Source organism: Nostoc sp. C117 (assembly GCF_043099735.1).
GTDB lineage: Bacteria > Cyanobacteriota > Cyanobacteriia > Cyanobacteriales > Nostocaceae > Nostoc.
The window spans coordinates 2,541,424-2,562,879 of the sequence record NZ_CP170991.1 but is presented as its reverse complement, the minus strand read 5'-3'; the positions used below and the strand labels follow the sequence as shown (position 1 = coordinate 2,562,879).

At 39.6% G+C, this 21,456-nt stretch carries 19 protein-coding genes; 13 read left to right on the top strand and 6 right to left on the bottom strand.

Features of this window, described 5'->3' with window-relative positions; translation table 11 throughout:
* The 10 genes from ACFG4S_RS11565 to ACFG4S_RS11520 all read left to right on the top strand — a co-directional run bounded on the left by ACFG4S_RS11565 (position 1) and on the right by ACFG4S_RS11520 (position 9,799).
* Positions 1-1,398 (top strand): DICT sensory domain-containing protein, encoded by a 1,398-nt coding sequence (locus ACFG4S_RS11565; RefSeq protein ID WP_392535961.1) that lies wholly within the window; start codon positions 1-3, stop codon positions 1,396-1,398.
* Positions 1,395-2,033, top strand: a complete 639-nt coding sequence (locus ACFG4S_RS11560; protein WP_392534932.1) for a pentapeptide repeat-containing protein — start codon at positions 1,395-1,397, stop codon at positions 2,031-2,033. The genes ACFG4S_RS11565 and ACFG4S_RS11560 overlap by 4 nt, the downstream gene beginning before the upstream one ends.
* 49 nt (positions 2,034-2,082) lie before the next feature.
* Entirely contained in the window at positions 2,083-2,283 is a 201-nt protein-coding gene (locus tag ACFG4S_RS11555) for a hypothetical protein (protein WP_392534931.1), read from the top strand.
* A complete protein-coding gene (locus tag ACFG4S_RS11550; protein ID WP_392534930.1) occupies positions 2,280-2,522 on the top strand; it encodes a hypothetical protein in 243 nt (80 codons plus the stop codon). Before ACFG4S_RS11555 ends, ACFG4S_RS11550 begins: the two co-directional genes overlap by 4 nt.
* 255 nt (positions 2,523-2,777) lie before the next feature.
* Positions 2,778-4,463 (top strand): lysine--tRNA ligase, encoded by a 1,686-nt coding sequence (gene lysS / locus ACFG4S_RS11545; protein ID WP_392534929.1) that lies wholly within the window; start codon positions 2,778-2,780, stop codon positions 4,461-4,463.
* A gap of 171 nt (positions 4,464-4,634) precedes the next feature.
* Positions 4,635-5,039 (top strand): type II toxin-antitoxin system RelE/ParE family toxin, encoded by a 405-nt coding sequence (locus tag ACFG4S_RS11540; RefSeq protein WP_392534928.1) that lies wholly within the window; start codon positions 4,635-4,637, stop codon positions 5,037-5,039.
* Entirely contained in the window at positions 5,039-5,746 is a 708-nt protein-coding gene (locus ACFG4S_RS11535; RefSeq protein WP_392534927.1) for a helix-turn-helix domain-containing protein, read from the top strand. Before ACFG4S_RS11540 ends, ACFG4S_RS11535 begins: the two co-directional genes overlap by 1 nt.
* Before the next feature lie 87 nt (positions 5,747-5,833).
* On the top strand, positions 5,834-6,019 hold the full coding sequence (locus tag ACFG4S_RS11530; RefSeq protein ID WP_392534926.1) for a hypothetical protein: 186 nt from the start codon (positions 5,834-5,836) through the stop codon (positions 6,017-6,019).
* Positions 6,020-6,034: 15 nt separating this feature from the next.
* A complete protein-coding gene (locus tag ACFG4S_RS11525) occupies positions 6,035-6,301 on the top strand; it encodes a hypothetical protein (protein WP_392534925.1) in 267 nt (88 codons plus the stop codon).
* A 21-nt stretch (positions 6,302-6,322) separates the two neighbouring features.
* The gene (locus ACFG4S_RS11520; RefSeq protein WP_392534924.1) at positions 6,323-9,799 is read left to right on the top strand and encodes a CHAT domain-containing protein; all 3,477 of its coding nucleotides are present in this window, start codon (positions 6,323-6,325) and stop codon (positions 9,797-9,799) included.
* 19 nt (positions 9,800-9,818) lie between these two features.
* On the opposite strand, the gene ACFG4S_RS11515 is transcribed toward ACFG4S_RS11520, so the two are convergent.
* Both ACFG4S_RS11515 and ACFG4S_RS11510 read right to left on the bottom strand, forming a co-directional pair.
* Positions 9,819-10,283: a DUF29 domain-containing protein gene (locus ACFG4S_RS11515; protein ID WP_392535960.1), complete on the bottom strand. Its 465-nt coding sequence runs from the start codon at positions 10,281-10,283 to the stop codon at positions 9,819-9,821.
* Positions 10,284-10,599: 316 nt separating this feature from the next.
* Complete coding sequence (locus ACFG4S_RS11510) at positions 10,600-11,196, bottom strand: glyoxalase-like domain protein (protein WP_392534923.1); 597 nt, start codon at positions 11,194-11,196, stop codon at positions 10,600-10,602.
* Between the two features lie 206 nt (positions 11,197-11,402).
* On the opposite strand from ACFG4S_RS11510, the gene ACFG4S_RS11505 reads away from it, so the two are divergent.
* Positions 11,403-12,032, top strand: a complete 630-nt coding sequence (locus ACFG4S_RS11505; RefSeq protein ID WP_392534922.1) for a sigma-70 family RNA polymerase sigma factor — start codon at positions 11,403-11,405, stop codon at positions 12,030-12,032.
* Between the two features lie 90 nt (positions 12,033-12,122).
* On the top strand, positions 12,123-13,208 hold the full coding sequence (locus tag ACFG4S_RS11500) for a tetratricopeptide repeat protein (RefSeq protein ID WP_392534921.1): 1,086 nt from the start codon (positions 12,123-12,125) through the stop codon (positions 13,206-13,208).
* A 98-nt stretch (positions 13,209-13,306) separates the two neighbouring features.
* Here the strand turns inward: ACFG4S_RS11500 and ACFG4S_RS11495 are convergent, their stop codons facing one another.
* Entirely contained in the window at positions 13,307-14,047 is a 741-nt protein-coding gene (locus tag ACFG4S_RS11495) for a hypothetical protein (RefSeq protein ID WP_392534920.1), read from the bottom strand.
* A 232-nt stretch (positions 14,048-14,279) separates the two neighbouring features.
* A complete protein-coding gene (locus tag ACFG4S_RS11490) occupies positions 14,280-15,800 on the bottom strand; it encodes a sensor histidine kinase (RefSeq protein WP_392534919.1) in 1,521 nt (506 codons plus the stop codon).
* 418 nt (positions 15,801-16,218) lie between these two features.
* Between ACFG4S_RS11490 and ACFG4S_RS11485 the strand changes: the two genes are divergently transcribed.
* Entirely contained in the window at positions 16,219-19,095 is a 2,877-nt protein-coding gene (locus ACFG4S_RS11485; RefSeq protein ID WP_392534918.1) for a hypothetical protein, read from the top strand.
* Between the two features lie 58 nt (positions 19,096-19,153).
* On the opposite strand, the gene ACFG4S_RS11480 is transcribed toward ACFG4S_RS11485, so the two are convergent.
* Together ACFG4S_RS11480 and ACFG4S_RS11475 are read right to left on the bottom strand one after the other, a co-directional pair.
* A complete protein-coding gene (locus ACFG4S_RS11480; protein WP_392534917.1) occupies positions 19,154-19,585 on the bottom strand; it encodes a hypothetical protein in 432 nt (143 codons plus the stop codon).
* Positions 19,586-20,426: 841 nt separating this feature from the next.
* Positions 20,427-20,855: a hypothetical protein gene (locus ACFG4S_RS11475; protein WP_392534916.1), complete on the bottom strand. Its 429-nt coding sequence runs from the start codon at positions 20,853-20,855 to the stop codon at positions 20,427-20,429.
* Between the last annotated feature and the right edge of the window lie 601 nt (positions 20,856-21,456).

Sequence of the window (21,456 nt, the reverse complement as noted above, 5' to 3'; positions counted from 1 at the left end):
ATGTTAGAAGGTTCAATCTTACAAAAGCTAGAAACAGCCCATCGCCATACCACCAGGCCAATTCGATTCGGTGTTTATTACAAAAATACCCTAGTTGCCCTGTGCCACGCTCTAGAAGACCATATTTTAACCGACGACGGTACACCCTTAGTCATCACAGCCTTTCAACAGGGGAAATGGTATCTACAAGAAGCTGATCGATATGCAGACATCGCCCAGCGCAGCTGCCAAATTGCCATCATGGCCGCCTCTGAATCTGGCTTTGGAGAGCATCCCACCAGCCAGCTACCCAATGTAGACTTAGTAGGATTAGATTCAGGCGATCCAGTAGCGCAGGAGTGGCACTTAATTATTTTGTCGCCTAAATACACAGCAATGGTAATTTGTCAAGAATTATCAGAAGCTGATTATGGCAGTATCGGAGTACCGACATCAGACTTAGAGCGTAAATTCTATGGCTTGTGGACATTTGAGCCGGAGTTAGTGCAAGAGACAGCAGAAATAGCGATCGCTCACATTAAAAAATACAACCCAGAACTGGCAAAAAAACTCACCAGTGATAAAGAACAAATTGTACCTTCAATGGACAGATCCCAAAATTTAGGTGCAGTTGTCTCCCGTGTAGTAGATTACCTCCAGACTGGGCAAGATAATTTATCCATCCCCACAGCCCTTCAGCAACAAAGCCTAGATCGCAACTTGGTTTCTAACGAAATCCAAGCCTTTTTGCGAATGGCGCAACTGATGGATATGGCAGATGTCAACAATCCAATGGCAGCTGCGGAAGTAGTAGTTCTTGCAGAAGCGATCGCCCAGCTTTTGGATCTTCCTGCATGGCAAATTAAGAGGTTGCGGCTAGCGGCTTTGTTACATCGCATAGATCCATTACAAAAAGCAGAAAGCGTTCTCACAGGCGGTATATCCACACGTTACCAAGAAGATGCCCCCAGTTCTCCATTAACTTGTCCCTTAGTACCAGGGGCGCAAGTATTGCGAACCATGCCAAGATTACGAGCAGTTGCCCAAATTATCACTCACCAAAGCGAGTGGTGGAATGGCACAGGGGAACCAGCAGGTTTAGCTGGAGATGAAATACCTCTAGAGTCGAGGATTTTGGCATTATTGGCAGATTTTCAGTGGCGACTCAATCAGCGAAAATCGTCAAATCAAAGCCGGGAACAGATATTTACTCAAGCTTTAGATGAGTGCAGACAGCAACAATCTACCCGCTTTGACCCTAAACTTGTAGATACCCTAGCTTTATTAGTAATGGGTTTACAACAGGGACTTGACTTACCCTTGATGACACCCAAATTCAGCGCCGGCATCTGGATACTTGATTCCCAATGGGATAGCCACAGCAAGATCAGTGAAGAGATTGGTAGTTACTTTACATGAATATTGAAGCCATTAGATTAGGAAAACTCAAACAACTTCCAGGGGCAAATTTAGAAGACGAGGAACTCTCCCGACTGGATTTAAGCAGGATTAATCTTGCTGGCGCTACCCTTGTAGGTGCTAATTTTGCTGGTTCTAAACTCGAAGGTGGGCATTTGGAGGGGGCAAATTTAATGGGAGCCAACCTCCAAGAAACTGACTTACGGGCGAATTTGATGGGAGCCAACCTGATGCAAGCAGATTTAACAGGCGCTGACTTGCGGGGTAGTAACTTGCGTGGCGCTAACTTGATGGGAGCAAGACTCAGTGATGTGTCATTGGTGGGTGCTTTCTTGAGTGGTGCCAATTTAATGAATGTGAACTTGCAAGGTGTTGACTTGCGCGGTGCTGACTTGCGCGGTGCAAACCTGACAGGGGCAAATCTCAAAGGTACAGACTTGAGCCGCGCCGATTTGCAAGGGGCTTTATTGAGTGAAGCAAACCTGGAAGAAGCTGATTTGCGGGGGGCGAATTTAGCAGGGGCGAATTTTTCCGGAGCGAATTTGCTTTGTGCAGAGTTAGAAGGTACAAATTTGAGCGGCGTTAATTTGAATAAAGCTTGTGTGGTGGGGACTGTGGTTGAAACGCTTGCGTGAAAATTTGTGTAGCCGTACCTAGTCGCAGTCCCGATTAAGGAATCAAAGCATGACCGATGACAGCCAATCAAACAACTCAGATGAAGAAGAGTTTGACCCGGTAACAGATCCAAGGGATTGGTCGGCAGCAGAAATAGAGTTAGCCTGTTTTGCGCTTGCCAGAAGCAAGGGTAAACGGTTGGTTAAAATCATCAACACCAAAAAACCACCCATGCCGATTATTTGTATTTTTGAGGACTATCCAGAATGACACCCATCGCCGCCCAAGTCTCAATCACCGCAATCATTCCCATGTTGACCGCGATCGCCAATCGGCAATGGGAACAGTTTAAAGAACTGGAAGCAGATTTTGTATCCCAGTATGGAATAGAGGTATGGCAAGAGGTTTTTAACTTCCGTCTCAAGCCAGCACTGGATAAAGATTCTGACAGATGGCTACTGATCCAGTGGTGTGGTGAAGGAATTATCTCAGTCAAAAATGTGGCGTAGGTGCGATCGCGCAAAGTGAATTATGGCGATTACTCAAATGGATTTTTTGCCTTGAGATGTATATTTTTATTCTTACAAGGCTTTTTTTCAGAAATTACCGCTTGTGACGGTTGGGCTGTAGAATGTGGGATCTAAAGTATTCAAATATCCTCTCAATAATATAATATTTTCTCTAGAGTCTTTAAAAAAAGCAGATAATCGCCCCACTTGATTGCAGCATCTATAATTAATCTTGCCCCCTGAAAGTTCGTTACCATGTCGGAAGAAGATATCCGTGCCGCTAGGCTGGAAAAAGTAGACCAGCTAAGGCAGTTAGGCACTAATCCCTATGCATATCGTTGGGAATCCACCCATCATGCAGCCCAGTTACAAGAACAATTTGCCGATTTAGCCAGTGGTGAAGAAGTTGATTTAGAAGTTGCGATCGCCGGACGCATTATGGCGCGTCGCGTTTTTGGTAAATTAGCCTTCTTTACCTTACAAGACGAAACTGGCACAATTCAGCTTTATTTGGATAAAAATCGCATCCAAGAAGCTATGGCAGATATTGATGCCGATGCCTTCAATCACTTGAAACAACTCACAGATGCTGGCGACATCCTGGGAGCCAAAGGTACAATTAAACGGACTGAAAAGGGCGAGTTATCTGTTTACGTCAAACAATATACCATCCTGACTAAATCTCTGTTGCCTCTACCCGACAAGTGGCATGGATTGACAGATGTTGCCAAGCGCTACCGTCAACGCTACGTTGACTTAATTGTGAACCCGGAAGTACGGCAAACTTTCCGCCGTCGCGCCCAAATTACTGCCGGTATTCGTCGCTATTTAGAAGAACGAGATTTTCTGGAAATTGAAACGCCAGTTTTACAAAGTGAAGCTGGGGGTGCAGATGCACGTCCATTTATCACCAACCACAACACTTTAGACATGGAGTTGTATCTCCGAATTGCTACAGAACTTCATCTGAAGCGGTTAATTGTCGGCGGTTTTGAAAAGGTTTTTGAATTAGGGCGGGTTTTCCGCAATGAGGGAATTTCGACTCGACACAATCCCGAATTTACGACGATTGAACTTTACCAAGCTTACGCCGACTACAACGATATGATGGCGCTAACAGAGGGAATTGTTACCACTGTTGCCCAAGAAGTACTCGGCACATTGCAAATCACCTACCAAGGGGAACCTATAGATTTAACACCACCTTGGCGGCGGGTAACAATGCACGATTTAGTGAAAGAATTTACAGGTTTAGATTTCAATTCTTTCCCAAGTTTAGAAGAAGCAAAAACAGCAAGTAAAAATGCTGGAATTCCTGGGATAGATGAAGCCCAATCAATTGGTAAGTTACTAAATTTAGCCTTTGAAGAGAAGGTAGAGGCTAATTTAATTCAACCTACCTTTGTAATTGATTACCCTGTAGAAATTTCGCCCCTAGCAAAACCTCATCGTTCTCAACCTGGTTTGGTAGAAAGATTTGAGTTATTTATCGTCGGGCGAGAAACTGGGAATAGCTTCTCAGAACTTACTGATGCGATCGACCAAAGAGAACGTTTAGAAGCACAATCTGCCAGAAAAGCTGCTGGTGATTTGGAAGCCCACGGTGTAGATGAGGACTTTCTCAGCGCCCTAGAATATGGTATGCCGCCTACTGGTGGTTTAGGAATTGGGATCGATCGCTTGGTAATGTTATTAACTGATTCTGCCAGCATTCGGGATGTCATTGCCTTCCCTCTACTCAAGCCTGAAGGTAGCGTTATTAAGCAATTTAGCTATGATTCAAAAACTCAAACACTGACTATCGAATTTGATAGTGGAAGTGTTTACGAGTATTTCAAAGTACCTCATAGCGTCAAGGAAGACTTAGACAATGCACCATCTAAAGGTCAATATTTTAACAAGTTGATTAAAGGCAAATTTAAGTATGAACAATTGAGTTGAGAAAGTAAGTACCATTCAACTGTAGGGTGCGTTATGGCTTTGCCTAACGCACCATTTTTATGCCTCAATCTTCTATTATCTTAGTTGCACTCCTGTAATCTATATGATATTCCTTTAAAAGAATAATAGATTGACATTCCTTAGAAGGAATAATATACTGTGAGGTAGGAAGTGACTTGGACTTGGGAACTTTATCAAGATGTCAATGGGGAAATTCCCAAAGATTTGCTTGCTTTTTTCATTAGGATGATTCCGGAACACGAGCAACCAGAAAATCTACCAAAGCCATTACTGAGTGCTTCCGAAACCAGGCGTTTGCAAGTTAATCTTGGCTACCTCTGCGACAAAGGACTCGGATCACTTAACAGTGGCATCTTTGAGAAGCTGGAAGATGATTTGTATGAGTTACGTATGACTAAAAGCGAACATAATCCACGGTTTATATTAAGGGCTGCTACTCCTCAGCGCTTTGTGGTGCTGCACGCCTTTATGAAGAAATACGACAACGCTATCAAAGATAGAGACAAAGAACCTGCAAGAGTGAGATTGCATGAATTGCAGCAGAGGGAAAATTGATGAAAAAACCTAATTTTCAAGCTTGGTTGGAGCAGAAGGTAAGCGACGAACCAGAGGTGATTTTGGCGGGAAAGTTAGAGTATCTGCGCCTATATCTTACTGATGCCATGCGGGAAATACGTAATAAAGCAGGATTGACTCAGGCACAGCTAGCAGAAAAACTAGGAGTAAAACAGGCTGCGGTGTCCAAACTGGAGTCGGCGTTAAAGGAACATGAGTTGGAATCGGTGTTGCACTATTTACATACCTTGGGTGCAGATTTGCTGGTAGCCGTCAAACAAGGGGATGATTTATACCAAGCTAGCGATAACGAAGGTGTATTACTAGTAGATGTACCAGATGTAGTTTTCCAAAAGGCATTGGCGGCAAATATGAGCGTGCGGGAATATGTGCATGTAGCCGTTAAGAAGTTTTCTGGCGAAGATGATGGACTGAGAACAGCTTTGGTAAAACTGCTGGAAAGTGATGATTCGGTTGCGGTGAAAGTGAGAGAGCGTTTGGGTTCAAGGACAATCCAAGAAGTTGCTATAGAGTTGGAAAAATGTCTGAGTTTATCTGAAGAAGAAGATAGACTTTCTGCTGTGAAAAATGTTTTGGCTGCTAATGTGTCGTGTAGAGAAAGTAATCGCGGAAGTAGTGATCAAGTTGATGAAATTGAGTTGTTGGATTTAGCTGAAGAATTGCTAGAAAAGCTGGCAGATATTTAGGATGACAGAGATTTTATTTATAGTTATCGGTCAATTTCATTTATTGAACTTGTATAGCGACATTATTACTTAACAAAATGAGTCCTTATGGTTAAGGAAAAACAATCTGAGAGATTAGACAACTTTTTACAAGCTGTAGAAGCGGCTCAAAAAGTGCAAGATGACATCATGAAGTATGGGCTTGAAGCCGCCCATTTATATTGTGATGATGTTGATGGAGATTGGCTAGAAACATGGGGAGAAGACGAAGATGGACAGCAAAGTTTTGTATAATCAGTGACTATTTTTATGGAAAGTGATGACTTGGTAGTGGTGAGGGTAAGAAAGCAGCTAAAAGATAAATCACTCCAAGAGATTGCTGTAGAGTTGGAAAGATGTTTGAGGCTATCGAAAGAAGAAGAGCGGATTTTTGGTGTTAAAAATGTATTAGTGGGTAGTGTGACAGTTGCAGAAATTAATCGCGGAACTAGTGATGAAATTGATGAAATTGGGTTGTTGGATTTAGCGGAAGAATTGCTAGAGAAGTTGGCAGAGATTTTGAGTAAGCACAACTAAAGCTCAACTGCATAAATAAATATGAGAAAAGGATTCGGTTCAGAGAAACCAAAAAAAGGTGGCAGAAAAATTCACAAAGCATATCTCAAGCTAATATTTGCCTTACTGGACTGTTCTCGTGCCAAAATACCAGAGCTTTTGAGAGCTAACCAAAATCTGATTAATGCTGAATTAGTACAGACAATGGTGATTGTAGCCATGATGCTAGCCAAAGGTGGTAAGCAAGAACAGGCTTCATTTTTAATGAATATCGCGGGTAATATAAAATTTAGATTATCTAATGCTATAGTCCCAAAAAATGAAGTTTTAGATTTTGTGGCTAAGGTCTTGCAAGTTAGCTATGAAACTTCAGGAGATTCACAGATTCTATATCCTTTACTAGAAGCAAATATTGATAAATTAAATGATAATTTCGTTCTGGCATTGCGATGTATAACAGAGTATATACGTTCTCAAGTAAATCTAGAAAAAGTTGCTCAATTTTGCCACGAGGTTAAGAGTGGTATAACTGAGCCATCTAACCTAGATTCATCTCTTGAAGACATACATACAGCATCGGGTATGATCATGTTTACAGAGCCAATTATGGAATTTCCAAAAGGCAACAAAGCAATCAACATAGAAATTGCTATTGCTGGACATGATTTGATTACTAGTGTTTTCACCCGCGAGACATACCCTGAACAATGGGCAGGTTGTCAAATTGATTTGGGTGTAGCTTACCGTCGCCGAGTTTATGGCGATCGCTCCTCAAATTTAGAACAAGCAATTCTCTGTTATAAAAATAGTTTACAAATTTTAACTTCAAAAACATTTCCTGAAGTATGGGCAGACACCTTAAATAATTTAGCCATTGCCTACTCAGAAAGAATACAAGGCAATAGAGCAGATAATTTAGAACAGGCAATTGCTTATTGTCAGGAAGTATTAAAATTATGTACTACCAACGCATTTCCTGAACAATGGGGAAGCACTCATCTAAATCTGGGCAATTTCTGGAAAGAACGAGTTTATGGCGATCAAGGTGAGAATTTAGAGTTATCTATCCACTGCTATAAAGATGCCTTGCAAGTTTTTACCTGTGAAGCATTTCCAGAAGAATGGAGTAATATCCAAGATGGATTAGGTCTTTCCTACTGTAATCGCATTAAAGGCGATCGCGTAGAAAATCAAGAACAAGCAATTAAATATTTTCAAGCAGCATTAGAAGTCCGTAATTATGAGGCTTTCCCTGTAAAGTGGGTGACAACTCAATCCCATTTAGGTACTGTCTATTGGCAACGCGTGAAAGGTGAAAAAGCACAAAATTTGGAGTTAGCAATTGATTGCTATCAAAAAGCGCTGCAAATTGCTACACTTCTTACTATGCCTCAAGAGTGGGCTATGGTTCAAATAAACTTGGGTGCAATGTACAGCGATCGCATCAAAGGAAATCGCCAAAAGAATTTAGAGGCAGCACTTCATCATTTCACAGCCGCTTCCAAAGTCTATACGAAAAGAGATTTTCCTCAAAAGTGGGCTACTCTGCAAAATAACCTTGGACTTTTTTACGGCAAATTAGGGCTTCATAGCAAACAGATTCAATGCTTACAAGCTTCTTTAAAAGAATGTACCCGCAAAGCTTTTCCCTCAGATTGGGCAAGTACTCAATATAATCTCGGTATTGGCTATCGAAAACTTGGGCAGATTGAGAAGGCGATAGATTGTTTGCGCCTGTCTCTGGAAATTTTCCAACCTACCACTTTTCCTTTAGATTGTCTTGACGCTGCACATGAGTTAGCTGACACAGCATTTGACCAAAAGTGTTGGTGTGATGCCATTGAGGGATACAATTTAGCCATCAAAGCAGTAGAAACCAGTCGCACTTGGGCAACTTCCGAAACTCGCCGCCAAGAAATTCTAGAAGAATCCATTGATGTTTACCAAAACATGGTGCAAGCTTGCATCAACGCTGGACAAGTAGGCAAAGCCTTTGAGTATTCAGAGCGATCGCGTTCTAAACGCCTGGTAGACTTAATGGCAAGCTACAACCTCTCTCAAGGCGAAGAAATCCCCCCAAAAGTTCAAGAATTATTGCAGCAGTATGAAGAACTGCAACGGCAAATTGACCAAGAACGCCAAAGCCATAAATCTGAAAATAGCCGTAGTGATACACGCGCTGCTTGGGAAGCTTATAATGAAGCGATCGCCACTTTAGAAACCCAAAAACAACAAGTTTGGGAAAATCTCAGACGCGAAGATCCCGTATTAGCTGGAGAAATTCAAGTTAACCCCCTCAAATTATCAGAAATTCAAAAGCTAATTGACCAACCTAATACAGCGATTCTCAGTTTCTACACTACCAACAGTGACACCCATATTTTTGTCGTGCAGCAAAACCAGATTACTCTCCACACCTGCACAGGACAAGGGTTAGATACGTTGCAAAGCTGGATTGAGCAGAATTGGTTATTGCCTTATATGAATGATTCCCAAAAATGGGAAACTCAAATTAACAGTATTCTCCGCGAACTAGCTGAACGCCTACAAATATCTGAACTCATATCTGAACATCTTCAAGGAATAGAAGAATTAATCTTAGTACCTCACCTGTTACTGCATCAAATTCCCTTTGCTGCTTTGCCTACAGGAGAATATCAGGAATATTTAGGAGATAAATTTCTCATTCGTTATACCCCAAGCTGCCAAATTTTAGAATTTTGTCAACAACGCGATCCTGTAGGGACTAATGAAATATCTCTACAATATGGAACTGTGGAAGATGCTGAAGATAACCTTCCCTGTGCAAGATTTGAAGGCGAAAAACTCGCCCAAATGTGCAACATTCCACCAGAAAATAGATTAATTGGAAGTAGTCAAGCCACCTCTAACAACTATCGACAATTAGCACAAGAAGTTCAAGTACTTCATTCCTGTCACCATGCCCAATCTCGCCTTGATAATCCCTTAGAATCACAGTTAAAATTAGCTGATAGTAGCATCACATTAGGGCAATTGATGACACCAAGCTGGCGTTTACCTCAACTTGTAGAAGTATTTCTGTCTTGCTGCGAAACTAATTTAGGTACTCCTTCCCTAACTGACGATATTCTTACTCTCTCCACAGGCTTTTTGTGTGCTGGTGCTAGAAGTGTAATTAGTACTCTGTGGTCAGTTAATGATTTAGCTACAGCATTATTTTCGATTTTTTACTACCAGAATAGGCAAGAAGGTAACAACCGTCCTGAAGCATTACAGAAAGCCCAAATTCAGCTACGAGAATTTACAAAATTAGACCTAAATCAAATATTTAAGGAAGTAGAAGCAAGGGAAAAAGTACTGATAGTAAATAGAAAAAAATATCCTTCAGATTCTATGGAATATCAACAATGGAAGCTTGAATATAATATGTATGCTAAATTGAACAGACGAATTAAAGAAATAGAAAATTCTACTCAGCAATTTCCCTTTTCGCATCCTCGTTACTGGGCTGCTTTTATTTGCTACGGTTTACCGTGAGAAAATAGTATTTGGAAGATTACTCGCCCTGTTCATCAACCTGATTTAAATTTGGTAATAATTCAGGATTCAAAGTTTGCTCTAAAGTGTAGGGGCAGATTTCTGGAAAAACATTTTCATCTAACTCTATTTCTCGAATCGCTAAAGCTAAACCTAGTTCATAAACAGTGACGAAAACTTCATCTAAATAAGGTTTCAAACTAGGGCTATCTTGTAGAAGCAGCTTAATTTGAACACGTTGCTCTCGAATTGTACCAAACCAGCTATTGCTACGTTTTTCAGCTTGAAATTGCCATTTCAGTAGATGTCCTAGTAATACTCCTAGACGATTTCGCAATTCTTGCCGTTCTCTTCTCCCCAAGGTTTCAATTTCTTCAATCAGGTTAACTGTATCTAATTGTTCCCAATGTTCAGTTTTAAGCAAGCTAACTTGTTCTTGCGTCCAAGCATAGAAATCTGTTTCATATCGATGAGGTGTGTACATCTTTTCAACAGTCATAAGCTTTTACTTAGCAAAACCCGATAATGACTTTAGATAATCAATGTTAGAGGTTGTTTGAAAAGTCCTCTTGTCGGTAACAAAACGTTCTAGATCCCCCTAAATCCCCCTTCAAAAGGGGGACTTTGATTCCGGTTCCCCCCTTTTGAAGGGGGGTTAGGGGGGATCTAAAAGTGCTTAAAGTCACCGCCAAACACTTTTCAAACATCCTCTTAGAGCGATCGCCTGACCTGCTGTATAAATAAATATTAGGTTTAGCGATCGCGCCAAACCCAACCCAAAATAATCTAAAATATCAGAACTAATTCGCTACTTCAGCCAGTTCAATCACTCGCCCTTCATAGTCCTTGACCAAAAAATTCAGGGGCTTCTGGTTACGAATCTTGAATTTCAAGCCGCGTGTTTCGACTCGCATTAAAATCATTTCCAGGCAGTCGTGGTCAAAACAAACGTGGCGTTGCTGATTTTTGCCACCTAAACTTGCGCCTGTAATTACGTGTAGCTGGATGTTTTTCTTCAATTGATACCAAAGCCCATCGTTGGCATTATTCATCATTTTACTAGACAAACTGGGTCCCGTAGACATATACAACGGATCAACCCCAGTTGCACCTAAAGTTTGTTCGTAATTGTAGTAGTAGTGCAAAGGCACTTCTGCTGCTGGCAAATCTAGCAGCCCTTCATACAACTGTCGAGCAATTTCCAAATCTGACACCATCACAGTGTGTACTTTTGGGGCGCTGGTGAGAAACATCCACATGGCACCAGCATAAGCCGCCAACAGCATTACCATAATGCCTTGGGTGGAGAAGAGGCTATCCAAAGGCAGGGAAGGCAAAAAGGAGCCTAAAGTCAGGGGACTGAAGAGGAATGATATCACACTAACTGCTATAACCATGAACAAATAAGGATTCTATAAGAGAGACGCTTTTTATGATTGTCCATCAAGACTAAAATTAAGTCCTTGCTTCTAGTTTATCAATACTTAAGTAGTCTGAGTCTGGGCTACAAACTGAGCAACACCAAGATATTATGCGATTAACTACAAGACTGCAATTCCCAAAACTATTTTAACAACTATCACAACTATCAATCGAAACGCTGATGCAAATTCCTACTTTTCCCGAAGCTAATCACCCGCTAGTAAAGTCGCTGTTTCATCATAGTGATGATGAACTACTGACTCTGTTTCAGCGCTATCCAGATGCTGGCAAGTACTTTACAGTGATTTTTTGCCGCTATAGCCCTATAGTTTATACCTTAATTCGCCATTCGGCGCGATCGCCTGTGCAAGCAGATTATCTGTTTGCCCTCACCTGGCGGCATATCTACTATGAACTTGGTGGACTAAATTTAACTAATCCTGAATCAAGTGAAGAAAGCTTAACTATGCAAAGTTGGTTAATCAACATGACAGCTTTCTGTATTAATGAGATTAAACTACCACCCACAGAAGCAATTCATTATTCTCTGCAAGCAACTTCGCCACCGTTATGGTGTTATGTACAACAGGCATTAGACCAACTACCCCCTATTTTGCGGTTAATTGTCTTAATGTCTCAAACTTTCCACTGGAGCGAAACTAGAATTGCTGCGTATCTCCAAGCCGAAGGAGAAGCGATCGCCCCTCACGAAGTAGCCAATTTTCTCCAGGAAGGCTATCGTATGCTAGAGGACAAATTACCTCCAGATATTCGTGCTATTTACTTTGGCGAAGATTTAGGTCAAATTTAGCTACGTATAAATGCTAGTACGCAATGTCTTCAATTTAAAATTAAAACTTCTTCTTAGACCTTCTACTTAAGCCTTTGATGGGTAATTTTTATGAGACAACAGCTTGTATTCCCAAAGCACAAGGTAAACATAATTTATGTACCTGCGATTTTTTATCGCCAAGTACTTTTGCACAGCTTTTTACTATTTAGTTTTCTGCTGATTCCCATAGCAGCGAATGCAGTTGATATTACCCAACAACTTCACCGCCCTTTAAATAGTTCCGTTGGGCGACAATCAAGAGATGAAGCAGATAGTTTACTGAATATCGCCGAACAACAATATGCCTCAGGATATGCCAACAAAACAATTGCCTCTTGCTTGCGGGCACTGGAACTATATCACTTAATTGGTGACCTGAAAGCACAAGGTTTGACTTATAATTTGCTTGCTAAAGCCTATATCCAACTAGGTAGTTTAAAAGAAGCTGAAGATGCTTTAAGGCGAGGATTAGCGATCGCTCGTGATACTAAAGATTTTCAATCTCAGGTTTTTGTGCTGAATAATATTGGTACATTTCTCCTCCAAGAAGGAGAAGCTACTGCTGCCGGTCAAACTGTTGAAGATGCACTTTCAATTGCTCACGATGTCAAAAATATTGAAGGTGAAGGACTATCTTTGAGTAATTTGGGATTAGTAGCAGCTAGGTTACGAGATTATAACAAGGCAATTAAATTATATGAAAATGCCTTACTTTTCCGGCGTCAAACTGGTGATACTATCGGTGAAGCAAATACCTTAAATAATTTAGGTGATGCTTATTTAGCATCGAGAAATTATCAAGATACTATTGCCAGCTATGGGGAAGCAATGCGGCTAGCTAAAACTAACCGCGATCGCACTAATGAATTACGCGCAATCGATGGTTTAGTTACAGCTCACAGCGCTGTAGGACGTTACGAACGGGCTTTTGATTTACTAGAGCAGCGTTTAGCACTCGCTAAAGAATTGCAAAATTTGCGAGAAGAATTAAAATCTTTTGAGTCCTACGCTCAGTTATATAAACAACAGGGTAATTACTCAACTGCTCGTAATTTTTACGAAAGAGCAATTATACTGGCGCGGACATTAGAAGACAGCAAGCAAGAAGTGCAATTACTGGATCAGCTAACTAAAATGCTTCAGAAGAAGGGTTAAGGAGACAGGAGGTAATCCCCATAAATAAATTTAGGGGATTTAATGCGGACTTTGCCTATGTATCCATGAATTCCATCAGACTGGCTTTAAATTGTGCCCTAATTCAAGAACACTGAACCGTTTTTTTCAATTCTCATAGTACTTCTGCCTTGGGTTGCATTGGTAGCTTCGTTAAATTTAACTTGCAAGTTTCCTGGCTCTGAAGAGGACTGTGGAGTGACTATTAACTGTCCGCCATCTTCTCGTTCAAATGTCACCGTTATTGGTGCGCTTAAACTTTGCAGTGTTACATCTGACTTACCTTGTAGCGATCGCGGTGCTGTATCACCAATGACTTGGTAGGTTATATTCGCCGCAGTGTCATTGACTAACCTGATATTAACTCTATTATTTGTAAGTGCGATCGTTGCACTGGGTCTTTGTCGTGGTTCTACTGGTAATGTAGCGCCTGGCCCTGGTGGTACGGGACGCGTTTCTCCTTCAGTTGGGGGAATTGGGCGGGGTGGTCTAGCGCCTGGTTCTGGTGGTACGGGACGCGTTTCTCCCTCTGTTGGAGGAATTGAGCGGGGTGGTCTAGCGCCTGGTTCTGGTGGTACGGGACGCGTTTCTCCTTCAGTTGGGGGAATTGAGCGGGGTGGTCTAGCACCTGGTTCTGGTGGTACAGGTACCTTGGAGCGGTTATAAGGTGGTTCGCTAAAAATACTAGGACTTGGGTTAAGCTTGGGAGTAGATTCTTGTGCTATTACTTGAGGAATTGCTGGTAAACTAATCAGCAGTCCGCCGCAAATAGCACCAAAGAACTCAGCATACTTGCGAAAAGTTTGACTATTTCTATTCATTATTCACTCCTGAGAAAGTTAAATTGGTCTTCCTGAAAAAATTTCTCAAACAACAAATTAATTATTTGCTATCAGTTTTTCAGCACATTTGAAATTTAACAACTTACTCGATTTTTTGTATCTAGCTAGAGACTCGAAAATTATCTAAAAATAGATATAATCTGGTTATTTCTCCAGCAGGAAAAACTAAAGTTTTACATCTATCTAGGGAAACAATTATTAAATTTAGAATTTAAGACTCAAGAGTTATTGGTAAAGTTACAGTGAACGTGGTGCCAGTGCCTTGGGTGCTTTCAACTTGAATATGACCTTGGTGATGTTCGACAATAGCTTGAGCGATCGCTAATCCCAATCCTGAACCAGTAGCGCTAGCTGTAGCTGTATTCCCAGTCTTATGAGTACGTGCCGGATCTACCCGATAAAAGCGGTCAAATAAGCGTGGTAGCGCTTCCGATGGAATTCCAACTCCAGTATCACTCACTTTAACTTGCAACTGACCGCTGGTGTAACGTCGTCCAGGAACGCGATTGATTCCCTCAATCCTCGCCAATTCCACTTTCACCCTTCCACCTACTGATGTGTAATGTAAGGCATTAGCAATTAAATTTGTGAACAGCCGCACCAGCTGATCCCAATTTCCCACAAGGGTAAACCAATTTTCCAGTAATTCCGGACTAGTTTCTGAGGCGGGAGGATCGACTAAATCTAGAGTTAGGGCAATTGCTTTTTCTGGGACTAACAGTTGTTGTTCTTCAACGACTTCCATCAACAAAGCATCTAAGGGGCAAGGTGCAAAAATATCTTTGCTAATACCACTATCCTGCCGGGCTAAGAAAAGTAAATCATTAACTAACTTACCTAGACGCTGTGTTAACCGTTCCATCATCTTTAACTGTTGGCGATAGTGCAAAGAAGTAGCATTTTCTGCTTCTCCTAATTCCAAGTCAGCAAGGGCAACTTGCACATTGGTTTGAATCAAAGTAATGGGACTTCTAAGTTCATGAGAAGCATCAGCAGTAAATTGTTTGAGGCGTTGATAAGATTCCCCTACTGGTTCCATAGCTTTACCCGAAAGAAACCAGCCACTTGCCCCCACTGAAACCAGCATTAACCCAATACCTAGCGCCAAATCAAAAATTAATTGGCGACTGGGCTTAGTCACTTCAAACCAAGGATGGCTAACACGCAGATATCCTAATACTTGCCGTCCTACTTCTACCCGTTGGGTAATTTGTCGCAATAACAGGGGAGAGTGGAGAGTTTTGAATTTTGTTAACACAGCGTTAGCAAGTCCGCGATCGCGCAGCGTATCATGGAGAGCGTCATTTTGAATTTTGAATTTTGAATTCTCTCCCTTAAATACACGGACAGTTTCACCAGTGCGGTTGGCATGAATGGGAATATTTAAGGGTTCAGATAGCGTTGACCAAAGTAATTTACCATTTGGGCTAAACCATTCTAAATCGATGTGGTCATCTTCTACAGTGTCGCCATTGTTAGGAAAACTAGCTTCTACATTAATACGAAATTTCTCAGCATCCGAATTCACTCGCTCAAGTATAAGTGTAGAGGCACAGGGACTTGTTGTTAGACATCGCTCTACTATTTCCACTACATGGTTAAGGGTATCGTCAATTCGCTCGACCAACGTAGCCCGAACATATAAATAAACACCACTAGCAAATACCAGTAGTAACACTGCCGTAACTGCGGTGTACCAAATTGCCAAACGGCGGCGAGTAGCCTGAAACACGTTTTTTCACTCCTTTTGTGAATGAATATCTTCATATTACGTATTTATACGGCTAAAAAATAGCTTGATTTTTTAGTTTTGGTGATTTTGCTGAGGTTTAATTGTTGCTCAACAATTAGACTCTTGTTGCAGTAAATATGCTGTTTAATACTATTTTATTATTTACAGGGAGTATATAAAACTAGTTTTATTTGACTATCTATATCAAGATTTGCTGAAACCACTGTTTAATAGGTAGAAATAAACGAACATAGAATCTGACTTTTGAACATGAAAAAATAGCTAATATCTGATACTTAAAAAGTATTCAAAATATATCAGACATTAGTCAATATTTAATAGTTTGAATTACTCACTAGCATTTGTTATTGTGAAAACCTGTAAATTTTCAAGTCAGATAATTATCAAAATCTCCCTAATGAGATTTAGAGAAAATGTAAAAATTATTATAATGTGCTTAGTATCTTCAACAATTTTCTTGAAAATTACATTAGTTGAAGTATCTGCGATCGCCTTAGATTTAGACAATCAAAAAAATCCTCAATTATTAGTCAATAGCTCAGATATAGTAAACAAAGCTGAAAGTCAACGACTGTTAAAACAGGCTTTAAAAAACTCTAAATCTAACTTAGACAAAACTAAACAGTTATCTGACTTCACAATAGCTGACATTATTCCAATTGAAGAATATAAAGTAGAACCTCCTCCCAAGCCAGATGAGCGAGATGAACAAGAAGCTCAACCAGATAAAACTCAACCATATACACCAACACAACAAATACTCATAGAAAAACTACGTAGCTCTAAAAAGCAAAGACAAACAAAACAAAAACAAATAATTATTGATGCTCTAACATTTAGTGCTGATAAATATCCTTGGATTGTTAACCCTACAGATAATCTTACTTTTCAAGCTCAATTATTTAAGCCAAGTGAAAACGAAAATTATATAGATACAGATTTAGATATAAAGTTTTCTGGAGATAATCAAATTGTTGATAAGTTTACTTATGCTAAATTTCCCAAATCAGACCAGTTTTACTGGGTTCTCGATCACAATAGAATAGTAGTTGAAACTAAAGGTTCTCAAGTAGGTATTCTCGCTCAAGGAAAAGAAACTGATACTTATATCACCCAAAATGTTACCTCACAACAAGCATTTTGGGGATTGCAAAATTTATTTGCCATACCTACAGATCTTCAGAACTTAACGGGACAAGTAAATACTAATAATCAAGCGAATACTGATAATTTTTCTGTTATCTCAATAGCAGGAGAAATAGTAAATCCTGAAGGTATACCTGCCGGCAAAGTTATTATTAATAGTGGAGTTGATTTAAATAATCCTAATGTTACAGTTCTGAAAAATCCTATTCCGGTTATTGGTAGTGGCTCAACTTTGAGTGTTAATGGTGGACAAGCTTTATTTCAAGCTTTAGATGCTACCAATGCTCCCAAAATTTTGCAAAGCTATCCAACAACGAATCTGCAACCTTTGTTAGATGATGGAAATGTCCAACTTAAGATAGGGCAAGTCATTCCTAAAAGCGCTCTTGAAGCTACTGGAATCTCTTGGGGAAATATATTAACCGGAGATGGTTTTAGTTTTACCGCTCCTGTCACTTCATTCCCTGGAATTAAAGTTGCTCAATTAGGAAAATTTGATAACTTTGATTTGTTAAATATAGCAGTAAACCCTTTTCTTTCTCAATCGGAGAGAGATTATCATTATCTTAATTCTTTAATGTGGGTATCTTTAGGAAAAAGAGATCCTGTATTTCAAACATTATCTCAAACTCAAGATAATTCCTATTGGCACAGACTTTATGTTAGCTATCCTCATAATCGGAGTATCATTCAATACGATCCAGTAGATGCTAAAGCTACTTATTCTAATATTTTTTCTGCACCGGGATTATCTCTGACTGCTAAATTTAGTGATGTTAGTATTGATTCTATTCAATCAGTGAACTCTACATTAGGCTTGCTGTTGGGTGAAATTTTTGAAGCTATTAAAATTGATAATATTCAACAAGGTTTAGAAGAAGCTAGACAAAAATTTAAAAATGGAGAAAGTTTTACCCCTTTAACCACAGCTACTACAGCCGACCAACGGAGACAAATTAATAACAGACTTAATCGCACTTTAGCTTATGCTAATTCAGGTAGTGGACTAGAGCAAGTATCTGGAACTTACACGCTTCCGAGTAAAATTACTCCTAACAACTCCAGTATCTTGCAAGTGAGAACAGGAAATCATAAACGAGCAGTTCAGTTTTTGGGAAGAAATATTTCTATCTTAAATGAAGGTGATACATTTTTTTCCGATCTCAGACTTTCTAATAAAACGTTTGGTCCTCTGACTTTTATAGGTATTCCAGCTCCTTTAAATAATACTTCTATTCATCCTATTAACGAATCTTCTGCTGTAGAAGTAATTTTAACCAACTCTCAAGGCCAACAATTTGTACAGAAATTTAGTTCAGGAGATAATACTATAGTACCGCTTCAAGTCCGGTCATTTGATTTAGCATTTGATTACATGGAACTCACTAGAGTTGATAAAATTGGTATTAGTTTTAACAGCTTTAATGGTTATTTATCTTTACCAACAGTGGAATTGTTAGCAGCAGGTTCTTCTGGAAATTTTAACTATAGTGGCAGTTTAGGAACGTGGTTTAATATAGATGCTAATTCAGCACCAGGGGTTTCCAATAATAATTTAGGAATACAAGAACCAACTGTAGGTATCTATACTGATATACTTCTGAACTATGTTAAAACTGATGTTCGGTTAAATTCAGCCAAAAAACCTGTAGCTGTCAATACTCATATACCATACTTAAAAATTGACTGGAATAGTGCATCTAATAAAAATAATCCTTTTTCTACCTTCTTAAGTTATTTCTTTCAGCATCAAGAACGAAATTTCGGTTTTTCCTTAGCTCCTGGCATCGCTGTGATTGAAGGGAATAGCAATGGTGAGTTTTTAGGTCTTTTTAATGGAGAATTTGGTACTAGCCAGGGATTAAATTTAAAGACAAGCCTGGAGATGGGTAAAGAATTTTTCTTTGACTTTCAGGGTTTACAAAGAATCAGCAAAAATATTTCTGTTGGTGCTTATTTAAAAAATTATAGTGTTAATAATGTGGGTCTGAACAGTCGAGTTTCTGGCTTTAATTATGGACTAATTTTCAGACATACTTTCCCAGAAAATGGTGTCTTTATAGAATCGCAAGTTGGTACAGGTGAGAATGGATTTGACCTTAAGTTTCAAGGTGGTTATCGATTTTGATATTCTTCTAGAAGATCCCCGACTTCTTTGAGAAGTCGGGGATCTAAAATTTTGAAGTCTAATCTAAAGCACCTAAGCCATTATTGCCACCGCCCGCTCGAATTATAGCTGTTGTATCTTGAATAGAAGGACTATTATTTAATAAATTCGCTGCTGTATTAATAAATGAGTTTGGGTTGGAAAATGTAGTATTTTTAACTATTCCTGGGGTTATTGTCAGACTAGTGATACTTTCCTCATTTCCACCTGCTATCCCTCCATAGGTAGGTGTAATTGTTACACCTCCGTCATAATAAGAGCCAGAAGGCAAAATTACCTCGCCACTGACGCTGAGAAAAGTACCAGATGGCCTAATCAAGGTGACAGCACCCAGAGCAGTAGCTTGCTGTGCATTTGCTGGCGGGGCTAAAAAATTTCCTATACTCACTAAACCTAACAGGCAAATACTATGCTGAAAAATTATAGATAATTTGTTAGATAAACTATTCATGTTTCATAAACTCCTGATATTTTTCGCTTTCGGTTGGTTCTCAGATTTTGCTTGGCAACATAAATTCAACCTCAACTAATAAGAGTGGAGGCGGAATCTTTTTTATTTTTCTTTTATTGCTTTTTACAGAGAAAAAATATAGAACCCTTAGTATGAATATTTTGTTAATAATGCACATTTTTCGGGTTCGTATTGTTACACAAGCCCTCTATTCCTTATTTGATGGGAGTTTTAAGGTTTATATTGATTTCATCAGAGTTATGTAAAGGAATGATGAGGAGCGGTATGGAAATTTATCAACGCTTTCATTTCATCCCTTGGAGTTAAAGGAAAAATTTTATCTTTGTATCTTAGTAGGGGCAATACGGTTTGGTTAAGGTTTTTTGATGAGAATTTTACATCACAAAGACGCGATCAATCGCTGTCTCTACAATAATCAATTTTTTCGGCGATTGATCGCGTCTCTTACCTTAACCCAACCTTTTTGGAATGGGAGTAGGGGTGCAATACTTCTCGGTTAAGGAGAAAAGGGGAAAGGGAAAAGGGAAAAGGGAAAGAAAAAACCTTTAACCCTTACCCTTTACCCTTTTCCCCAAACCCGATTCCGAGTTAAAAATGCTTAACCGAGAAGTATTGAGTAGAGGTGGACATTTGTGCTATCAACGAAAAACCCAAACAACAAGATTGCTGACTTTTTTCAAAAGTCGGCAATCTGAGCCAAAAACAAATATAGGGAAGAGAAATAGCAATGCTATATCTCTTCCCTATGAACTATAGATTTATTCAACTGTTTTATCAGTTGGTAAAAATTTTGTAAGTACTTACAAGACAAAAATTCAATCTACTCTAAACCGCCCAAACCATTAACACCAGCACCAGCCCGAATGATAGCTGCTTGTGCGCCAATATCACCAGCTGTTACAGCTGCGTCTAAAGCTGCTGCTGCTGAAGTAACGAAAGGATTGCTGCTAGCAGAAAGTAAAGTAACGTTGGGTGTTCCTGCGCTTACAGTTAAGGTAGTTATGGTTTCATTGTCTGTAGTTGATGCACCACCATATACAGGTGTAATGACTAAATCTTGGTCGTAGTAACCATTTTGAGGCAAAGTTACTTCACCACTGACACTGACAGAAGCACCTGAAGCTCTAACAATAGTTACAGCACCACGGGCTGCTGCTTGTCCTGCACTTGCTGGTGCAGCTAGGATATTACTAACACCAACCAAACCTAAGAGACAAATGCTTCCTTTGAGAATTACAGAGATTTTCATGATTAACAAACTCCTCGTGTTGTTTATCTTTGCGTTTTCAATATAACCATTGCTTTAGATAAAACTTTCAGTAAAAATACTGGATTTTCTCAAAATTCTGGGGGTGATAAATTAAGAAAACTAATACATTAAGATGTTAGTGCAGATCTGAACACTAACGTCAAAATCTCAACGAAACAAGATATGGGGCAAAACTTTTATGTAGTCAATCTCTGTATCGTCATTGTGGTAATTGTTATGAGAGTTCGTATTTGGGCAAACCAAATCTAAAAAGTACCACAGGTGTGGGTTTAGACTTGACTCTAATAGTAAAATTATCTGTAAACTGGGCTTAATAATTAGTCAAAAATTTTCAGCTTTGCCCATCTTATATCTTTGCTAAATCTTGAGTGCATCTTCATGGTTAATGTGCTGTAGGCGATGATTGGAATGCTTAGACCAAACGTTCTAGGGGCGCACAGCTAGCTGTGTGCCCCCACGAAAACCCATATTTAAGATGATTAAAATTTCGTGTACAACTTAGTTATGGTTAACTATCCCTTGAGGGTTATTCTCAAGCACCATTTAACTTACTATGTTTATTGTCCCCAGTTAAATGGCT

Bases quoted from the DNA above. Each gene is read 5' to 3' on its own strand.
- ACFG4S_RS11565 (WP_392535961.1), top strand. From the start codon at position 1: ATGTTAGAAGGTTCAATCTTACAAAAGCTAGAAACAGCCCATCGCCAT.
- ACFG4S_RS11560 (WP_392534932.1), top strand. From the start codon at position 1,395: ATGAATATTGAAGCCATTAGATTAGGAAAACTCAAACAACTTCCAGGG.
- ACFG4S_RS11555 (WP_392534931.1), top strand. From the start codon at position 2,083: ATGACCGATGACAGCCAATCAAACAACTCAGATGAAGAAGAGTTTGAC.
- ACFG4S_RS11550 (WP_392534930.1), top strand. From the start codon at position 2,280: ATGACACCCATCGCCGCCCAAGTCTCAATCACCGCAATCATTCCCATG.
- lysS (WP_392534929.1), top strand. From the start codon at position 2,778: ATGTCGGAAGAAGATATCCGTGCCGCTAGGCTGGAAAAAGTAGACCAG.
- ACFG4S_RS11535 (WP_392534927.1), top strand. From the start codon at position 5,039: ATGAAAAAACCTAATTTTCAAGCTTGGTTGGAGCAGAAGGTAAGCGAC.
- ACFG4S_RS11530 (WP_392534926.1), top strand. From the start codon at position 5,834: ATGGTTAAGGAAAAACAATCTGAGAGATTAGACAACTTTTTACAAGCT.
- ACFG4S_RS11525 (WP_392534925.1), top strand. From the start codon at position 6,035: ATGGAAAGTGATGACTTGGTAGTGGTGAGGGTAAGAAAGCAGCTAAAA.
- ACFG4S_RS11520 (WP_392534924.1), top strand. From the start codon at position 6,323: ATGAGAAAAGGATTCGGTTCAGAGAAACCAAAAAAAGGTGGCAGAAAA.
- ACFG4S_RS11515 (WP_392535960.1), bottom strand. From the start codon at position 10,283: ATGTACACACCTCATCGATATGAAACAGATTTCTATGCTTGGACGCAA.
- ACFG4S_RS11510 (WP_392534923.1), bottom strand. From the start codon at position 11,196: ATGGTTATAGCAGTTAGTGTGATATCATTCCTCTTCAGTCCCCTGACT.
- ACFG4S_RS11505 (WP_392534922.1), top strand. From the start codon at position 11,403: ATGCAAATTCCTACTTTTCCCGAAGCTAATCACCCGCTAGTAAAGTCG.
- ACFG4S_RS11500 (WP_392534921.1), top strand. From the start codon at position 12,123: ATGAGACAACAGCTTGTATTCCCAAAGCACAAGGTAAACATAATTTAT.
- ACFG4S_RS11495 (WP_392534920.1), bottom strand. From the start codon at position 14,047: ATGAATAGAAATAGTCAAACTTTTCGCAAGTATGCTGAGTTCTTTGGT.
- ACFG4S_RS11485 (WP_392534918.1), top strand. From the start codon at position 16,219: ATGAGATTTAGAGAAAATGTAAAAATTATTATAATGTGCTTAGTATCT.
- ACFG4S_RS11480 (WP_392534917.1), bottom strand. From the start codon at position 19,585: ATGAATAGTTTATCTAACAAATTATCTATAATTTTTCAGCATAGTATT.
- ACFG4S_RS11475 (WP_392534916.1), bottom strand. From the start codon at position 20,855: ATGAAAATCTCTGTAATTCTCAAAGGAAGCATTTGTCTCTTAGGTTTG.